7 protein-coding genes are annotated in these 18,337 nt (G+C 66.8%); all 7 read left to right on the forward strand.

What is annotated here, in order from left to right; genetic code table 11:
• Positions 1 to 109 precede the first annotated feature (109 nt).
• The 7 genes from OV287_RS33710 to OV287_RS33740 all read left to right on the forward strand — a co-directional run bounded on the left by OV287_RS33710 (position 110) and on the right by OV287_RS33740 (position 18,336).
• Positions 110 to 898, forward strand: coding sequence for a beta-ketoacyl-[acyl-carrier-protein] synthase family protein (locus tag OV287_RS33710; protein WP_267538147.1), 789 nt, complete (start codon positions 110 to 112; stop codon positions 896 to 898).
• Between the two features lie 232 nt (positions 899 to 1,130).
• Positions 1,131 to 2,807, forward strand: coding sequence for a S8 family peptidase (locus OV287_RS33715; RefSeq protein ID WP_267538148.1), 1,677 nt, complete (start codon positions 1,131 to 1,133; stop codon positions 2,805 to 2,807).
• Between the two features lie 2 nt (positions 2,808 to 2,809).
• On the forward strand, positions 2,810 to 3,040 hold the full coding sequence (locus OV287_RS33720; RefSeq protein WP_267538149.1) for a hypothetical protein: 231 nt from the start codon (positions 2,810 to 2,812) through the stop codon (positions 3,038 to 3,040).
• A gap of 180 nt (positions 3,041 to 3,220) precedes the next feature.
• Positions 3,221 to 5,140, forward strand: a complete 1,920-nt coding sequence (locus tag OV287_RS33725) for a hypothetical protein (RefSeq protein ID WP_267538150.1) — start codon at positions 3,221 to 3,223, stop codon at positions 5,138 to 5,140.
• 38 nt (positions 5,141 to 5,178) lie between these two features.
• Complete coding sequence (glsA, locus tag OV287_RS33730; protein WP_267538151.1) at positions 5,179 to 6,237, forward strand: glutaminase A; 1,059 nt, start codon at positions 5,179 to 5,181, stop codon at positions 6,235 to 6,237.
• Positions 6,238 to 6,766: 529 nt separating this feature from the next.
• Complete coding sequence (locus OV287_RS33735) at positions 6,767 to 18,130, forward strand: non-ribosomal peptide synthetase (RefSeq protein ID WP_267538152.1); 11,364 nt, start codon at positions 6,767 to 6,769, stop codon at positions 18,128 to 18,130.
• On the forward strand, positions 18,127 to 18,336 hold the full coding sequence (locus OV287_RS33740; RefSeq protein ID WP_267538153.1) for an MbtH family protein: 210 nt from the start codon (positions 18,127 to 18,129) through the stop codon (positions 18,334 to 18,336). The genes OV287_RS33735 and OV287_RS33740 overlap by 4 nt, the downstream gene beginning before the upstream one ends.
• The last annotated feature ends 1 nt before the right edge of the window (position 18,337 follow it).

Consider the following 18,337-nt stretch of genomic DNA (forward strand, 5'->3'; position numbering starts at 1 on the left):
CTTGACTTCGTTTGCGTGTGAATTCGGAGACCGCGAGCGGACTCCGGACTCGATCGAAGGCTACAGCGCGATCTGCTCCGCGAAGGGACTGAGTTTGAGTCTGGGCGCCATGGGATGCCGGACGTTCTGGCAGATGACGCAGCCGATCGAATCGTATGTTGGCCGATGCGTGTCCCAGTCCATCGCCGGCAGCGGGGTGTCACCGAAGTCCGTCAACTACATCGTCTTCTCGACGATGGACAACAACCTTCGTCACTTGGATGTGAATTTTGCCAGAAACATCCTGGAGGAATTGGGGCTCGTCAACTGCGTTCCGGTGTTCGTCTCCATGCAGCAGTGCGCGAGCTCGCTTGCCGCGCTGAACTACGCGCGCGGCTTGTTCCTGGATCCGAACGTCAACCACGTGCTCGTCGTGGCGTTCGACTTCGTCGTCGAGGATGCCGATCGGATTCAGCCGTTCGCGCTCTTCGGCGACGCGGTCACCAGTTGCATGATGGTCAGGGGGGCCGAAACGGGGCTCTCGCTCTTGTCCTACGGGGTGAACATGGACTTCGCGGGGCTCCTGGGGCGTGACAACTTCGAATCCAGGAAGCGGCTTGTGTTGACGACCCAGGATGGAGCCCTGAAGGAGAGCAGTACCCATCTGGATGACGTGGAGATGTGCTTCTCCACCAATTTCTACAAGCCGATCTCCCTGTTCAACGCGGGTGTCTCCGGCATCAAGCGCAACCGGTTGTGCGTCGAGACGTTGAACACTCGGGCCCATTGCGGGAACTGCGATTGGATGCTCAACCTGATGCACTACCAGGAGTGCGTCGGCCTGACGCGCGGAAAAAAGTACCTCGTACAGGCTTTTGCACCTGGGTTCTTCGCGTGCGGTCTGCTTGAGTCGTGCTAAACCACCGCTCGCGGTTCTCGAGCGCGATCGGTGAGTCGGTAGGCGAGCGCGGAGAGGGCGGGAAGAGGAGGTAGGTGCACTTCCCGTTCGGCGCTGTGTGCGCAGAAGACCAGGAAGCGGAAAGGTCCTGCCCAAGGAAAAGAGTGGGCTTCATCTGTCGCGGCTGTAGCGGGTAGCCCTCCGTCCGCCCTCGCTGGGTCGAATTCGCCCAGTGCGACTCCCAATGAACATCATGCCCCAACCGTACGAGCCAGCCTGCGCTCAGAGCACGGCACAAACACAAAGCGGTGGTAGACGCTTCGTCATCTCCCATCTGCGCGCGGTCCACGGCTCCCGCCAGTCGCGGCAGCGCTCGCTGGAGTCCTTCGACAAGAGCTTCAACGCACAGCTCCGGGGCTCCGTTGACGTGCTGGGCGAGCATGCTCCCATGGACGACGAGGGACGGCGGGTCATCCTCTGCGAGGGGGATCCCCAGGAAATGCTCACCAGGTGGCCTCAGATGCCAGCCGACTCGATCATCGAGCCCGAGGTCCTGAAAACGCCCCTGGTCGCCCCCCCGGCAATCATCAGGCTCATGGCTGCACAGTCCCCGACGCCCACCTCCTCGCAAGCGGGAAGCGGCGCGTCCTTCACGGCGAGACTGACCCTGAGGGGAGCCCCACTGGGTGGCGCTTCGGTGCTCCTACTACTCCTGCGCATCCCTCCGCCCTTCTTCTACCCGTGGGGCTACTTGCCCTGGATGGCGGCTGGCGCAGCGCAGTCCTCGGTCCTTGTGACTGGCACCACAAACGCGAACGGCGAGGTGAAGCTGGATTACGACCCACTGAGCTGGCGCCCCAGCGGGATGGTGCTCGCTCCACGTGATTCAGCTTGGGGTGTGGAGTTCATGAACCCCTTGTCGGGGATGAGCTACGAGCTGCCCCCGCTCCCCCAGGAGGGCCCGCTGGGCTGGTGGCACCATCTGGTCGGGGTGTCACGGTTCTCGGCGACCCGAGGAAGTGGCATACGCATCGGCGTCATTGACACCGGTATCGGACCCCACCCGTACCTGTCCCACGTGAAAGGGATTGGCGCCTTCATCGACGGTGCCTACCAGGATGCTCCGGAGATGACCGCGGACGTGGAGCAGCACGGCACGCATGTCTGCGGCATCATCGGAGCCTTGCCTCCCGACGGCTCCAGAGACTACGGGGGCATAGCTCCTGGAGCGGACGTCTTCGTGGCCCGCGTCTTCAAGGCGGCAACGGGCTCCACCCCAACGAACTCCAACCAAGGAGATCTCGCCAACGCCATTGACACACTCTCCAGCAAGCATCAGGTGGACCTGATCAACCTGAGCCTGGGCGGAGCCCCCTCGCTGCTCGAGCAGGACGCCATCGCCTTTGCCCAGCAGAATGGAACGCTCTGCATCTGCGCCGCGGGCAATGAGAGCGGCGCCGCCATCGCCTACCCCGCCGCCTATCCCCAGTGCGTCGCGGTCTCCGCCCTCGGCCTGCTGGGGGCCGCGCCCGCGGGCACCACCGCCGCGCTCAACCTGCCCTCCACGCCCGACAAGTACACGTGGAATGGCCTGTTCCTGGCGAGCTTCAGCAGTGTGGGGCCGCAGATGGCCTGCACCGCTCCCGGCAACGGAATCATCTCGACCGTGCCCGCCAGCCAGGATGCTCCCAAACCCTATGCAGCCCTCAGCGGCACCTCAATGGCGGCTCCCGTTGCCACCGCCACGCTCGCGGTGCTCCTCTCCGAGGATGCCCGCTACAAGGAGCTGCCTCGAGATGAGTTCCGGGCCGCCTACGCTCGCACGGCCCTCCTGCGCAACCTCATCTCCATTGGGCTGAACCCGATGTACCAGGGCTGGGGCGTCGTGCGGGACCAGTCCCTGCACGCCGGACAGAGCCCGAGAGGATGACCATGACCTCTCAGAACAAAAAACGCTACGTCATCGCAGTGAAGCACCATGCGAATCCGACGAAGCCGGAATGGCAGGAGCGCGTGGCGCTCGTGCCCGGCGTCTCGCTCGTTGGAGCCACTCCGCGCCGAATGCAGGTGGATGCCTCCACGGAGGCAATCGAGCAGGTCTCGCAGTCGCTCGGAGATGAGTTCCTCATCGAGGAACTCATGGGGCGCACTCCGGGAAGCTGAGTTCCCCGGGATGGGCACACGCGGAACTCCCCTCTTCGCCAGAGCATCCCTCGACCTGCTCGCCGCCTCTTCTGGCACGACCCGCCAACGCGCGCGGGTTCTCATATTCTTTGCTTCGAAAAAAGGGGGGCGCTAGACTTCCCTAAACCCGACACAATGTCATGACACAAGGGGGGGACCGTGCAGCAGAAGAGCCAGGCACAGGTGCTAAGCATCACGCAGAAGGGTTTCACGACTCTTTCCATCTCCAACAAGCTGCTGTCATTGCGCGCCCCCATCTGGGAGCGGCAGAGCGGAAAGGAAGTGACGCGGCCAGCTGCCTTCAAGCTGGGCGCGAGCCCCGCCGTGCTGCGGGTGCGTCTTGAGGCGCAGAAGGTCGACGCCGGCGCTGGATACGAGCTTCGTGGCTCACACGCTGGGGTGCTGCTCTTCTCCGGACCGGTGGACGGCAAGGCCCTGAGCAACGGGGCCGCAGAGGCCGACGTCTCGCTGAGTTCCCCTCCCGAGCGGTTCATGGCGATCCAGGGAGGCATCCGCTGGGCCCTCTCTGGGGCGGGCACGACGATAGACCTCGGGGAGACGCAACTCGAGCTCTATTGGGTGCCAGCGGATGCGGACGCCCCGTACCTCCGAGGAATGCCCGTGGAGTTGCTGCGGGATGTGAAGAGCGCACTGGACGCGCCTGGCGCGCGGACGCTCTCGGTGGCGAACAACACGCTGAGCTTCCTGCGGGATGGCGTGAGCGAAAACCTGCCGACGGACGTCAAGAGCGTGGTCGAGTGGTGCTTCAGTCGCAACCCGCCGCGTTACGACGTCTGGCAGGGGGCAAACCATTTCACCGCCATCCCCAACTACCCCAACTTCGACAACGTCACCCTCTACCTCTCGCGCTACCTCGCCGCGATCAAGCAGCCGAATACGATCTGCAACTGCTATGATCAGGCCGCCGTGCTCCAGTACTACCTGCGCACGATTGGCGTGACCAATGTGAAGTACTGCTTCATGAAGCCGTTCGGGTACATGGCCAAGACGAACCTCATTGGCCGGGGCACGTGCAACAACCCGTTCTACATGTCGAACAACACCGAGCCCGTCGTGGCCGACTCGGATCCGAAGCGCACCGCCTTCGGCAACCACGCCTTCTGCTTCCTGGTGGACAAGGGCAATATCGCCGACTCGTGCGCGGGCCCCCACGTGGGCGATCAATCCGTCGCGGTCTACGTCGACGAGGCCACAGACGGCAACACTCCCAACCCTCCTCGGATCCGCCGGGGAACGGCCGCTGACATCAGCTACTACACGGGCGTGACAAAGGTGAACCAGGTCATGAGCAGCCCTCGCGAGGCAGACGAACTCGTGTCTTTCAAGTCGGCCGTGGACTTCAACGAGAAGGCCCTTCCGGCAGCCCCGGGCAAGGGCGTGGCCTGCGAGTGGCCCGATCCGCGCCAGGCGCCGGTCCTGAGTGGTGGGGGCTGGGATCTGAGCTACGAGGAGATCCTGGGCGGACCCAGGGAGGCGCTCAGGTTCTGGAGGCTGCAGCGCAAGGACGCGGAGATCTCCATCTCCATCTACGTCGCGAGCGACACCGCCGAGACCGCGCAGCACCGCTTCGTGAACCTGGGCTCGACCCACCAGCTCGACCGACCCGTGTTCACCAAGGGGCCCGCGACCCTGGGACAGTCCGCGGCGATGTTCAAGGGCACCGGGCGCTCGCGCTACTTGTGGGTCTTCCATAACGTCACGTTCGACCTGCAGGCGACCAACACGGACGTCGATCTCGAGGCGCTGGCCCACTGGCTGCAAAGCAAGGCGGCCGCCGCCGTGGTCTCCGATCTCCAGGCGCACCTGCCGCCGGTCGACGCGGCCCCCCCGGGGCCCCCTGTCCAGGTGGGCGACACGTTCACCATCAACGTCCAGGCCAGGCCGGAACACCTCGTCGAGCCGCTCAGCGAGCCCACCACCCTGCGTCTGGTTGATGAGCAGGCCGGGGCGCTCACGTTCCGGGCCGAGCGCACGGGCGAGCACGAGGTGACCGTGGTCACCGTGGATCCGCGCACGCTCCTGGTCTCCTCCAAGAAGGTCATCGTCCCCATCCGATGAGCCACCGACTCGTTCGAATCCCGAGAAGCCTCAGGGGGTTGACCCTGCTGTTGACGCTGGCGGCCATGGGATGCCGGCCGCCGAGCGTCTCCATCCAACCCGGCCTCGGCGCGAGGCAGGGGCAGGCACGGGCCACCAGTTGCCCCACCTGCCCGCTGCCCACGCCCGAGGAGTTCACCCGAGTGCTTCAGGAGGCCTACCTCCGGTACAAGGATTTGAACGAGGGCAAGAACGCCGACTACATCCCCGCGCTCGCCAAGGTGGATCCCTCCCTGTTCGGCATCGCCATCGTCACCGTGAAGGGAGACGTCTACGAGGTGGGGCAGTCCCAGCATCCCTTCGCCATCGAGTCCATCTCGAAGCTGTTCGTGCTCAGCCGGGTGATGAACCAGCTGGGAGCGGACGAGTTGGAGAAGCGTGTCGGCGTCGAGCCCTCGGGAATGCCCTTCAACTCGGTGCTGGCGGTCGAGCTCATCCCCAACCACACGGCCAACCCCTTCGTGAACGCGGGCGCGATGGCCACCACCGGTCTCGTGCGCGGTGGCACGCAGGATGAGCGGTGGGCGGAGATCCTCGGTACGATGGAGGCTTTCGCCAACCGCTCGCTCCCCGTGGACCAGGAGGTCTATCGCTCGGAGTCGGAGACGAACTCGCACAACAAGGGCATCGCCCAGTTGCTCCTGAGCTACGGACGCATGCAGGGCGACGTGCTCGGGGCGGTGGACCTGTATACCCGGCAGTGCTCCGTCTCGATCTCGGCCCGGGATCTGGCGGTGATGGGGGCCACGCTCGCCAATGAGGGGGTCAACCCCCTGAGCAGCAAGCGGGTGGTGGCGCGAGAGAACATCCCTCACATCCTGGCGGTGATGATGATGAACGGACTCTATGACGCGTCTGGCGGGTGGGCCTTCCGCGTGGGGCTGCCCGGCAAGAGTGGCGTCGGGGGAGGTCTCGTGGCGGTGGTGCCCAACCGCTATGCCATCGCCGCCTTCTCCCCCCCACTCGACGCGTATGGCAACAGTGTGCGGGGCCAGCGGGCCATCGAATACATTGCGAGCACGCTCGGGGCCAATGTCTTCATCGGAACCGGGCCGTAAGCGATACCGCCTCCGAAGCCGCCCCCCGGCGCGGGAGTCACCGCGGCTGGCGTGATGTTGAACAAGCAACAAGCGCCCCCGCTCCCCCGCCCCCAGCCGCTCCACTCATGCTGGGGTGGCGGGGGCAGGCGTGTGCCCCAGGCGGCTGCACGGCCGCTCTTCCGTGAGGCACCGCCTAGAATCAAACACTTCATCAAACACTTCATTGTCCTGTCGCCGCCACGAAGGCACGGTCTTTCACGGGGCGGGCGAGCGCAGCCGTACAATCGGTGCGCGGCCAGCGTCTGTCCACTGCATTTGGACATACCCACCACCGAACCAGGGTTCGGGCCGGTGAGCAGTACCTGGCCGCGGGTGTGCCCCAGCACATCTCGCACGGCAAGCTGCGCTCTCAGGTGCCCTCGCGCGCGACTGCCTTCACTTCCAGTCAACACACACACACTCAGAGTTGACAGCTTAAATACGTGGGTGTAAACCCGTTCGCCCATTGGCAACCACGCTGGTGACCACTCGAGGGGGGCGGGACTGAATGACCAACAAGGTGCTCTCGCTCGCTCCTGTCTCCGAGCAATCACTCGTTTTTCCCGCGTCGTTCGCGCAAGAGCGTTTGTGGTTCCTTGAGCGCCTGAAAGCGGGCACGGCCGTCTACAACATGCCGGTCTGGCTCCCTCTACCGGGTCCGCTCAGCCCAGGGATTCTTGAACGCTGCTTGGGCGAGCTCGTACGACGGCACGAGTCGCTGCGCACGACATTCGCGACGGAATCCGGTCGTCCCGTCCAGGTCGTGTCTCCGCCCCGTCCGCTGCCGTTGGCGACGGTCGACCTTCGACGATTTCCGCAGCACGAGCGTCAGGCGCGCCTTGTCAGTCTCGCGGCCACCGAGAGCCGGCGCCCCTTCGACATCGCCCGCGGCCCCCTCCTCCGCGCGACGCTCTATCGCCTCTCCGCGAACGACCACTTCCTGCTCCTGGTGCTCCACCATCTCATCGCGGACGCGTGGTCCATTGAAGGGCTGGTCCGCGAGCTCGGGCAGCTGTACGCAGCGTTCAACGCGGGGGAGCCGTCGCCTCTCGAGCCTCTGGCACTCCAATACGCGGATTGGGCGTGCTGGCAGCGTGAGCGCTTGGACGCTGGCTCGTTGGATGTCGAGCTCGCGTTCTGGCGAGCCCAGCTCGCCGGGGCTCCCACCGTGCTCGACCTGTCCTCCGCCCGCGCGCGGCCCGCGGTGCCGAGTTACCTCGGAGGGCAGGAATCGTTCGTCGTGGACGCGGAGCTCACCGAGCGGTTGCGCGCCCTGAGCCAGCGCCACGGGTGCTCGCTGTACATGACTCTCCTCGCGGCATTCGCGACCGTGCTGAGCCGGCATGCCGCCCAAGCCGATCTGCTCATCGGAAGCCCGGTGACCAACCGGAATCGCCCGGAGCTCGAGTCCATCATCGGGTTGTTCGTGAATACCGTCGTCCTGCGCGTCAACCTTCGTGGTACGGCGACGGTGAGCGAGCTGCTCGAGCAGGTCCGAGCGATGGTGCTCGATGTTCATGCGCACGCCGAGGTCCCCCTGGAGCGGATCCTCGAGGCCGTGCAGCCCGAGCGCAGTGTGGGTCGCCACCCCCTCTTCCAGGTGTTCTTCTCCTTCCAGAAGAGCGCATCACCCACGTCGGTTGGGGAGGCCGGGGGGCGTGGACAGACCGCTCCGCTCGCTCCTCCGACGACCGGGACGTCGAAGTTCGATCTCAGCCTGCTGATGACGGACACCCCCCATGGGCTGGCAGGCGCCTGGGAGTACTCCGCCGATTTGTTCGACGCCGCGCGCATCCTCCGGCTGAACACTCACTTCAACAGGATCCTGGCTGCCTTCGTCGAATCGCCCCACGCACGCGTGAGCGCCCTGACGATGATGGAGGCCTCGGAGGAGCAGGCGATCATCGCCTGGGAGGGCGAAGCGCGGAACCAGGAAGACACTCGAACCGTCGAGTCATGGGACCGCATCCACGACCGTGTCGTGGCGCGATCGCGGCTCACGCCCAACGCTGTCGCGGTCGAGGCCGGAGGCGAGACTGTCACCTTCGCGCAGTTGGTCGCGCGCGCCACGGCGCTCTCCGAACGTCTGCGTGCGCGCGGGATCCGGCCCGAGGAGCGCGTGGGCGTCCTCATGCGGCGCAATGCGAACCTCGTCGTCTCGCTGTTGGGGGTTCTCCAGGCGGGAGCCGCATATGTTCCTCTCGATCCAACGCATCCACGGGAGCGGCTGGGCTACATCGCCACCGACGCGGGTCTGACGTGGGTGGTCTCGGAAGAGGCACTCGCCGCGTACCTTCCGCCCGGCGTGAAACCGCTGTTCCTCGACCAGGCCGACGACGTCCAGCCAGGCGTTTTGCCGCCCGTAGTCACGCAGTCGGGCAACCTTGCCTACGTTCTCTATACCTCGGGAACGACCGGCCGCCCGAAGGGTGTGGCGGTGCCGCATGGGAGCGTCACGGCGATGCTGGACTGGGCGGAGGCCACCTTCGATGCCCAGGAGTACGCTCGCGTACTGGCTTCGACGTCGATCTGTTTCGACATCTCCGTGTTCGAGCTCTTCCTCCCCCTGACCCAGGGAGGAACCATCGTCCTCGTCGACAACATCCTCACGCTCGCTTCGCCGGAAGCGCCGGATGTCACGCTGATCAACACCGTGCCCTCGGCCATGAGGGAACTGCTGCGGCTCTGGCGGCCCGGACCCTCGCTCCGGACGGTGAACCTCGCCGGCGAGCCCCTCGCGCGGGATCTCGTGCAGCGCCTGCACGAGCGGGCGCCGGGGGTGATTGTCAACAACCTCTACGGCCCGACGGAGACCACGGTCTACTCCACGGGGATTCGGGTGGAGTCGTCGGATCCGGCCATTCCGCCCATCGGTCGGCCGATCGATGGAACCGTCGTGTACGTGCTCGATGAGCGCCTGTCGCGAGTGCCCGTGGGGGTCCCAGGCGAACTCTACATCACTGGCGCTGGGGTAGCCCGAGGGTATCTCGGAAACCCCGCGTTCACCGCCGAGCGCTACGTGCCCGATCCCTTCTTGAGCACGCCGGGCGCGCGCATGTATCGCACCGGCGACCTCGTGTTCTGGCGTACTGACGGCGCTCTCGAGTACCGGGGCCGCATCGATCATCAGGTGAAGCTGCGGGGGCAGCGCCTCGAGCTGGGTGAAATCGAGTCGGCGCTCCGGGAGCATCCGCGCGTGCGTGACGCGGTCGTCGTGCTGCGCGACTCTCCGACGGGGGACGCTCGACTCATCGCCTACGTGACCGCGGACGCGCAGGTGCCGGACGAGCTCGATGCCCTCGCGCGGCGCACGCTGCCGCCGTACATGGTCCCGTCGCAGATCGTCTTCCTCGACGAACTGCCGAGGACCACCAGCGGCAAGGTGGACCGTGCGGCCCTGCCTCGCCCCGCGCAGGAGTCCGCGGTGGCATCGCGCGCTCCACGGACGGAGACCGAGGCCACGCTCTGCCAGTTGTTCGCGGAGGCCCTCGGCACATCGGGCTTCGATCCGGACGGCGACTTCTTCGCGCTTGGCGGACATTCACTCCTCGCGACGGGCGTTGTCGCTTCCATCAACGAACTCCTGGGCATCGATCTGCCCCTCAGCTCGATCTTCCAGAACCCGACCCCCGCGCGCCTTTCCGAACTCGTGACCACGGAGAGGGGCACGACCGCGCCCCAGGCGATGAAGGTCAAGCGGAGAACCGGCGAGGACCTCCCCCTCGCGTTCGCGCAAGAGGGAATGTGGTTCTACGACCGGCTCCGGCCGAAAGCGGCGCTCTACAACATGCCGGTGGTCGTGCCCTCGCACGGGCCGCTCGATCACGAGGTCCTGCAACGTAGCGTCGACTACCTCCTGACCCGTCACGAGGCATTGCGCACGTGCTTCGTCATGGAGGGCGGCAAGCCCGTGCAACGGGTGGTCGAGTCCGTACGCGTCCGCGTCGTGCTCTATGACCTCTCGGAGCTCCCGATCGACGAAGGCCAGCGCCGAGCGGGGCACATCATGGAGAGAGAGACGCAGAGGCCGTTCGATCTGCGTCGAGCGCCCCTCCTGCGTGCCGCCCTCGTGCGTCTCTCGGCCGACGAACAGTACGTCATCTTCGTGCTGCACCACATCATCGCCGACGGCTGGTCCACGGACATCCTGCTGCGAGACCTCGCGTCGTGCTACGAGGCCTTGCTGGTAGGTGGGCAGCCCACGCTTACCGCCCTTCCGCTTCAGTACGGCGACTACGTCCTCTGGCAGAGGAGCACGATGAGTCCCGCCGTCTTGAAGGAGCGAATCGCGTATTTCCGCGAACACCTCGCGGGAGCGCCGACGCTCATCTCGCTGCCGACGGATCGTCCACGGCCCGCGCAACCCTCGTTCCGCGGTGGTCTCATCTCCTTCGAGCTCGGCGCGGAGGCAAGCGCCACGATGGCGAACGTCGCCGGAGCGCACGGCGTTACGGCCCACATGGCGTACCTGGCGACCTTCGCGGCGCTTCTGCACCAGTACTCGGGCCAGGACGATGTCGTGCTCGGCATCCCGATGGCGAACCGCAGCCGGACCGAGTGGCGAGAGGTGATCGGGCTGTTCACGAACACGGTGCCCATCCGGCTCGCCTGTGGGGGAGAGCCGACGTTCGCGGCGCTCCTCGGCCGAGTCCGGAAAGCGGCGGTGGGCGCTTACTCGCAGGAGGATGTTCCGTTCGATCGGCTCGTCCAGGAGCTGAGCCCGACACGCGAGCTGAGCCATCACCCGATCTTCCAGGTCCTGTTTGGCTTCCAGGAGCTCGCGTCGAGCAACGCCTCCGCTTCCGCCGACGTCCTGGCCTCGACGGGCACCGCGAAGTTCGATCTCTCGCTGAACCTCAGCCGGGCTGGCAACCGGGTGTTCGGCGTCCTGGAGTACGCGACCGACCTGTTCGACCGGGCCTCGATGGAGAGGGTGGCGCGCCACTACGCGCGCATGGTCGAGGCCCTCGCCACCGAGCCCAATCGCTCCCTCGACACCGTCGCGCCGCTCGACACCGAGGACCGTGCGTGGTGCGAGGCGAGCAAGGCCCGCGCATCCGCGGGACCAGCCGTCGCCGGTCCGGTCGCGCCAAACGTCCAGGGGGAGTCGAGCCCAACCACGCGCCAAGAGCGGCACACGGAGGCTCGCACCGACGTAGAGCGCCAGATCGCGGCGATGTGGGCCGAGGCGCTTGGGCACTCTGAGTTCGGGATGGACCAAAGCTTCTTCGAGGTGGGCGGCCACTCGCTCGCCGCGATCCTCGTCATCGTGCAGATCGCGGAAAAATGGGGTGTCGATCTTCCTTACGAGAGCATCTTCACGACGCCCACCATCGAGGCACTCGCACGCGCCGTGGAGTCGGCCCCCGTTGCTGGCGATGGGGTCGCTGGTGGCGATGCGGATGCTTCGCCCGAGCTCCGCGGCGTCGAACGTGCCGGTGTCATCCCGCTCTCCTTCGCCCAGGAGCGCCTCTGGTTCCTGGATCAGCTCGCGCCTGGTCTTCCCGTCTACAACATCTCCTTCCCCATCGCCCTTCGAGGCCCGGTCGACATCGGCGCCCTCGAGAGGAGCCTCGAGCGGCTGGGTGATCGGCACGAATGCTTGAGGGCCCACTTCGTCAGCGGCGAGCTCGGCCCTGAGCAGGTGTTCGATCCGATCATGACCGTAGCCCTGGCGGTCACGGATCTGTCGAGCTCCCCTCCCGCCATCCGGGCGGCGGAAGCGGAGCGGTTGGTCGCGCTCGAAGCGCGCCGCTACTTCGACCTCGTGAAAGGGCCGATGCTCCGTGCGCACCTGCTGCGAATGGGCGCGACGGAGTACGTGCTTCTTCTGACAGTCCATCACATCGTCGCGGATGCACGGTCTGTGGACATCCTCCAGCGAGACTTGGCGGCGCTCTACGAGTCCGAGCGAACCGGTTTGCCGGACGACCTGCCGACGTTGCCGGTCCAATACGCGGACTTCGCGATCTGGCAGCGCGCCAGCTTGCAGGGCGATCGACTCGCCGCGGAGCTCGCGCATTGGAAGAAGACGCTGGCTGGCGCGCCGTCACTGCTCGCCCTGCCCACGGACAAGCCTCGGCCGGCCGAGCAGAACTACGCGGGGAGGCAACTGCCCCTGTCTCTTGGAGTGGAGACATCCGCCGCGATCCGCCGCCTCGCGAGCGAGGAGCAGGCGACACCGTTCATGGTTCTCCTCGCTGTCTTCGGCGCGGTGCTGAGCCGGTGGGGCGGTACCACGGACGTCGTCGTCGGTACGCCCGTCATTGGTCGGCCGCAGCGAGAGCTGCAGGAGCTGATCGGGTTCTTCTCGAACACACTGCCCTTGCGAATGGACCTCGGGAAGCGTTCGACGTACCGCGAGGTGTTGCGGCACGTCCGCGAGGCCGTCATCGAGGCGTTTGCCCACCAGGATCTGCCCTTCGAGATGATCGTGCAGGCGCTGCAGCCGCAGCGGACGCTCGCGCACAACCCGATCTTCCAGGTGATGTTCGCCTTTCAGCGGCCGGGTGCGCAGGGCGCTCCTGGCTCGACGCCCACGGCTTCGTCCAGCCCTGCCGAGAGGGATGCACGACGCGGTATCGGCGCGGAGTCCGGGACCGCCAAGTTCGACCTCACGCTGTTCATGGTCGACGAGACGGAGCGCAGCGGCACGGACGACACGGAGTTCTACGGCGCGCTCGAGTACCGAACGGATCTCTTCGAGGCGACGACGATTGAACGGCTCGCGTCCCACATCCGTGCCGCTGCGGAGGCCGCTGCGGCGCCGGATGCGGAGCTCTCCGAGCTCTTCGGAGCGAGCCCGTCCGATCGCTCGGCGATCGAGCGCTGGAACGCGACGACCGCCCACTTCAAGGAGCGCGAGGTTCTCGCCCATGAGCTCTGCGCTGATCAGGCGGCGCGCACCCCGTCCGCGCCCGCGGTTTCGTCATCCACGGAGAGCTGGAGCTACACGGAGCTGATTCGCCGCGCGTCTCGCCTGGCGAGGCGTCTGCGGAAGATGGGGGTGGGACCGGACAGCCGGGTTGCGATCTCCGCCGAGCCGTCCCCGCACGTCGTCGTGGCGACGCTCGGCGTCTGGATGGCGGGTGGCGCGTGCGTGCCGCTCGATCCGTCCTATCCCGCCACGCGCCTGAGCTTCATGGCTGAGAACTCCGGTGCACGATGGCTGGTCGGGGCGTCGGGAGGCGAGAGGGTCGCGCCAGACCTCACCTGGGTGAACATCGATCAGGGCCACGAAGACGATGGATCCGATTCGATGTCCGCCGAGCTCTGGAGTCGAGACGCCACGTCGGCCGACCAGCTCGCGTACGTCGTCTACACGTCGGGCTCCACGGGAAGACCGAAGGGGGTCGCGATGACCCATCGGGTCCTCGTGAACCTGGTGCTCTGGCAACGTAGCCGCGACGAACGTGGCGCCGCACGGCGGACGCTCCAGTTCGCCTCTCCCAGCTTCGACGTGTTTTTCCAGGAGCTGCTCCTCTGCCTGGCGACCGGAGGCGAGTTCGTGGTCGCCGGACCCGACGCGCGTCGCGACCCGGACCTGCTCATCGATCTCTGCCGGGAACGCCGCATCGAGCGCTTGTTCCTGCCGTTCGTGGCCCTGCGAGCGCTCGCCGAGGCGGGAACGTTCCGCGAGCCCCTGGCCGATCTGCGTGAGGTGATCACCGCCGGCGAGCAACTGCAGGTGACCCCAGCGCTCCGCCGGTGGTTCTCGGCCCACCCCTCCTGCCGCCTGTTCAACCAGTATGGCCCGTCGGAGACGCATGTCGTCACCGAGGAGGCCCTCGCGGCGGAGCCGACTGGCTGGAGCGCGCTGCCACCCATCGGCCGACCCGTCGCGAATGCGAGGGTGTACGTCCTGGATGGGGCTCTCCAGCCGCTTCCCGTGGGCGTTCCCGGTGACCTGTATCTCGGGGGCCTCAGTGTCGCGCGAGGGTACCTCGACCAGCCGGCGCTCTCCGCCGAGCGCTTCCTCCCGGATCCTCACGCCGAGGAGGAAGGGGCGCGCATGTATCGCTCGGGCGACTGTGCGCGGTGGTTGCCGGACGGGCGGCTCGAGTTCCTCGGACGGAGTGACGACCAGGTCAAGATCCGTGGGTATCGCGTCGAGGTGGCCGAAGTGGAGACCGTGCTCGCGAAGCTGCCTGGCGTCCGGCAGGCGGTCGTCACGGCCCTCCCCGCTGCCGGAGGTGATCTGCGTCTCGTCGGCTATATCCTTTCGAATGACCCGGGCGTCGACCCCGCGGAGCTGCGCCAGACGCTGTACCAGTTGCTGCCGGAGCCGTTCGTGCCAGCGGTGCTCGTCCTCATGGACGAGTTCCCCCGCACCCCGAGCGGGAAGGTGGACCGCCGGGCGCTGCAGCCACCCTCAACCGAATCGAAGGTGGTGCACGAGCCAGGCACGGATCTGGAGCGTGTGCTCGCCAGTACGTGGTGCGACGTGCTCGGGCTGCAGCGGGTCGGTCGCGACGAGGACTTCTTCGCCCTCGGAGGGCACTCGCTGACGGCGACCCGAGTCACCGTGCGCTTGCGCGAGCGCCTCGCGATGGATGTTCCGGTGCGCTGGATCTTCGAACACCCGACCATTGCCCGCCTGGCTTCCGCGCTCACTGCGGCGAGGCCCGCGGAGACCGTTGGCTCCGATACAGCAGCCGTCGAGATCCAGCCACTGCCGCGCGACCGTTCGGTGTTTCCGTCGTCCTTCGCGCAGGAGCGGCTCTGGTTCGTTGATCGGATGGTCCCGGGGAATCCTGCCTACAACCTGACGGGCGCCTACGCGCTGCCCGCGTCGCTGGACGTCGAGGCCCTTCGCCACAGCCTCGACGACCTCGTGCGCCGCCACGAGGCGCTCCGGACGGTCTTCGAGGAGGTCGATGGCCTCCCGTTCCAGGTCGTCAATCCCGCGGGGCATGCGACCCTTGAGACCATCGACCTCTCCTATCTGCCCGCCTACGAGCTCGACGCGGAGGCAAGGCGCCACATCGACGAAAACGCGCGCCGCTCATTCGACCTCGCGGCCGGACCGCTCTTTCGCGCGACGCTGCTCAACCTGGGGAGCAAGGGCTATCTGCTGCTGCTCGCGATGCACCACATCGTCTCCGACGGCTGGTCCATGAAGGTCCTGCATCGCGACCTCATCAGCCTCTACAAAACACGGGAAAGCGGACACCCGCCGTCGTTGCCTCCCCTTCGCCTGCAGTACGCCGACTTCGCGAGCTGGCAGCGGAGCGCCTTGAGCGGCAAGGAGCTCGACGACCTGCTTGCCTACTGGCGGACACACCTCGCGGGAGCTCCACACCGGCTCGAGCTACCAACGGACCGGCCCCGCTCCAAGGCGCGGGCGCTCCGCGGAGCGACCCACTCCTTCGAGCTGGATGCGGAACGCGTTCTCGCGCTGCGGGAGATCGGCCGGAGCGAGGGTGCCACGTTGTTCATGACGGTGCTCGCGGTCTACCTGGAGCTGATTCGCCGTCATTCCGGACAGGACGATTTCCTCGTCGGGACGCCGATCGGTGCCCGCCCACACGCGGAGCTCGAGGACGCCGTGGGCCTGTTCGTCAACACGCTCGTGCTGCGCAGCGACTTTTCCGGGGCTCCCAGCTTCCGTGCCCTGCTTCGGCGCGTTCGCGAGGAAACGGTCGGCGCCTACTCTCATGCCGCTCTCCCCTTCGATCGCCTCGTCGAGGAGCTGCGGCCGAGGCGCGACCTCGGCTGGAACCCGTTGATCCAGGTCGCGTTCGGACTCCACCACGCGGCGCAGTCCGGAGGCGCCCCGGGGGAGGCTACCGCACCGCGCGGACACGAGGCGGATCCATTGGCGGGGAATGGAACCGCCAAGTTCGAGCTGAGCCTGGTGATGACCGAGGTCGATGGGCGCCTCATGGGAGTCTTCGAGTACGCCGAAGATCTCTTCGAAGCGGCGACCGTGGAACGCATGGCCGCGCACCTCGACCTGCTGGCCCGGCAGGTCGTCCAGGATCCGGACGTTCCGCTGTCTCATTGGGATCTCCTATCGGAGTCCCAGGCGCCCGAGGTGCTCGACCGCTGGGGACGAGGCCCACGGTTGACGGCGGACGTCGGACTCGCGGAGCTCGTGAACCTGCACGCGCGGCGTGAGCCAACGAGGCTCGCGGTCGAGGGACCCGACGGCACGCTGGACTACGCGGAGCTCGACACCCGCGCCAGCCGCCTCGCCGAAAGGCTGCGTGCGTTGGGCGTCACGGCCGAGGTCCGGGTGGGGGTGTGCCTCGGGAACTCAGTCCAGTTGCCAGTGGCACTGATCGCCATCCTGCGGGCAGGTGGGGTTTATGTACCGCTGGATCCCGCGCTGCCCGCGGCGCGCCTGCTGTACCTCGTGGGCGACGCGGGCGTGAAGGTGCTCATCACGGACCAGCCCGGTGCCGAGCGGCTCGGTGGGTGTGGCGCCCGTATCATCCGCGCCGACGCGCTCGACGACGGGCCGGCGGTCGAAAGCGGTGCGCCCGTGGAGATCGACCCCGACCAGATCGCCTACATCGTCTACACCTCCGGATCCACCGGACAGCCCAAGGGCGTCATGGTCACCCACCGGGGTTTCCGGTCGCTCCTCGCCGCGCAATCGCATGTGCTTGGACTTGGCGCGAAAGACCGCGTCCTCAAGTTCGCGACCCTCAGCTTCGACGCCTCGGTGTTCGAAGTGGCGGGCACGCTCGCGGCGGGCGCGACCTTGTGTCTGGAGCCGCAGGACCAGCTCCTGCCCAGTGCCGAGCTGGTCGCGTTGCTTCAGCGGCGCGCCATCACGATGGTCACGCTGACCCCATCGTCCCTCGGTGTTCTTCCCGTCGAGGCCTGCCCCGCGCTACGACTGTTGTTCGTTGCTGGCGAGGCCTGCCCGGCGGGGCTGGTTGAGCGCTGGGCTCCGGGACGGCGAATGATCAACGGCTATGGTCCGACGGAGACGACGGTGTGGGCCACCTTCGCCGAGTGCGTGCCTGATGGCCGAGCGCCGGCGATTGGCGGGCCCGTCGCCAACGCTCACGTGAGCATTCTCGACCGGAACTTGCGCCCTGTCCCCGTCGGCATTCCCGGCGAACTCTTCATTGGTGGCCCGGCGGTGGCACGTGGATACCTCGGGCGCCCAGATCTGACCGCCGCCAGCTTCCTGCCGGATCCCCGGGGTGCACCGGGCTCCCGGATGTACCGGACGGGAGATCTCGCTCGGTGGCGTGCTGACGAAAACATCGAGTTCCTGGGTCGTGTCGACGGGCAGATCAAGCTCCGAGGCGTACGCATCGAACCCAGTGAGGTCGAGGCCACGATCTCCGCCATGCCCGGCGTGGCCTACTGTGTCGCGATGCTGCGCGAGGATCGGCCCGGCCATCCGAATCTCGTCGCCTACATCGTGCCGTCGCCGTCGGCGGTGCTCGATGGAACCGCGATCCGACGCTCGCTCCAGGAAAGACTCCCGCGGTACCTCGTGCCGTCGCGGATCTTGATCTGCGACGAGCTGCCCCGCACGCCCAGCGGCAAGCTCGATCGCCAGGCCCTGCCGCCGCCACCACCGGCCAGCGAAGAGGCACCGCCTCCCCCGCGCGGCTCGGTCGAAGAGGCGGTCTGCCGCATCTGCTCGGAGGTCCTCGAGACACGGGTCGGTCGCGACGACAACTTCTTCGAGCTCGGCGGCCACTCGCTGCTCTTGACGAGGATCCTGTCGCGGATTCGTGCCGAACTCGGGCTCGACATACCTGTCCGTCGCATGTTCGAGGCGCCCACGCTCGGCGCGTTCTGCGAGGGGCGCGAGGCGCGCGAAGCCGAAACGACGTCGCGTATTCCCATCGTCCCGCGCGCCCGGAGAGCGAGGACGCCAACCAGCAACGAGCTCTCCCCATGAACGAAGCCGATGACACGACGCCATATCAGGTGACCGTGAACCACGAGGAGCAATACTCAATCTGGCCGGCGCAGCTCGAAATTCCGGCGGGTTGGCGGGCCATCGGCGTCACTGAATCCAAGAAGGATTGCCTCACGCACATTGGAAGTGTCTGGACGGACATGCGTCCGCGAAGCCTTCGGGAAAGGATGGTCCGAGCCAAGTGAA

The sequence above is a fragment of the Archangium lansingense genome (assembly GCF_026626635.1).
Lineage (GTDB): Bacteria > Myxococcota > Myxococcia > Myxococcales > Myxococcaceae > Archangium > Archangium lansingense.

What these genes read in the sequence shown, in the direction of transcription:
- OV287_RS33710 (WP_267538147.1), top strand. Translation starts at nt 110, where the DNA reads ATGGGATGCCGGACGTTCTGGCAGATGACGCAGCCGATCGAATCGTAT.
- OV287_RS33715 (WP_267538148.1), top strand. Translation starts at nt 1,131, where the DNA reads ATGCCCCAACCGTACGAGCCAGCCTGCGCTCAGAGCACGGCACAAACA.
- OV287_RS33720 (WP_267538149.1), top strand. Translation starts at nt 2,810, where the DNA reads ATGACCTCTCAGAACAAAAAACGCTACGTCATCGCAGTGAAGCACCAT.
- OV287_RS33735 (WP_267538152.1), top strand. Translation starts at nt 6,767, where the DNA reads ATGACCAACAAGGTGCTCTCGCTCGCTCCTGTCTCCGAGCAATCACTC.
- OV287_RS33740 (WP_267538153.1), top strand. Translation starts at nt 18,127, where the DNA reads ATGAACGAAGCCGATGACACGACGCCATATCAGGTGACCGTGAACCAC.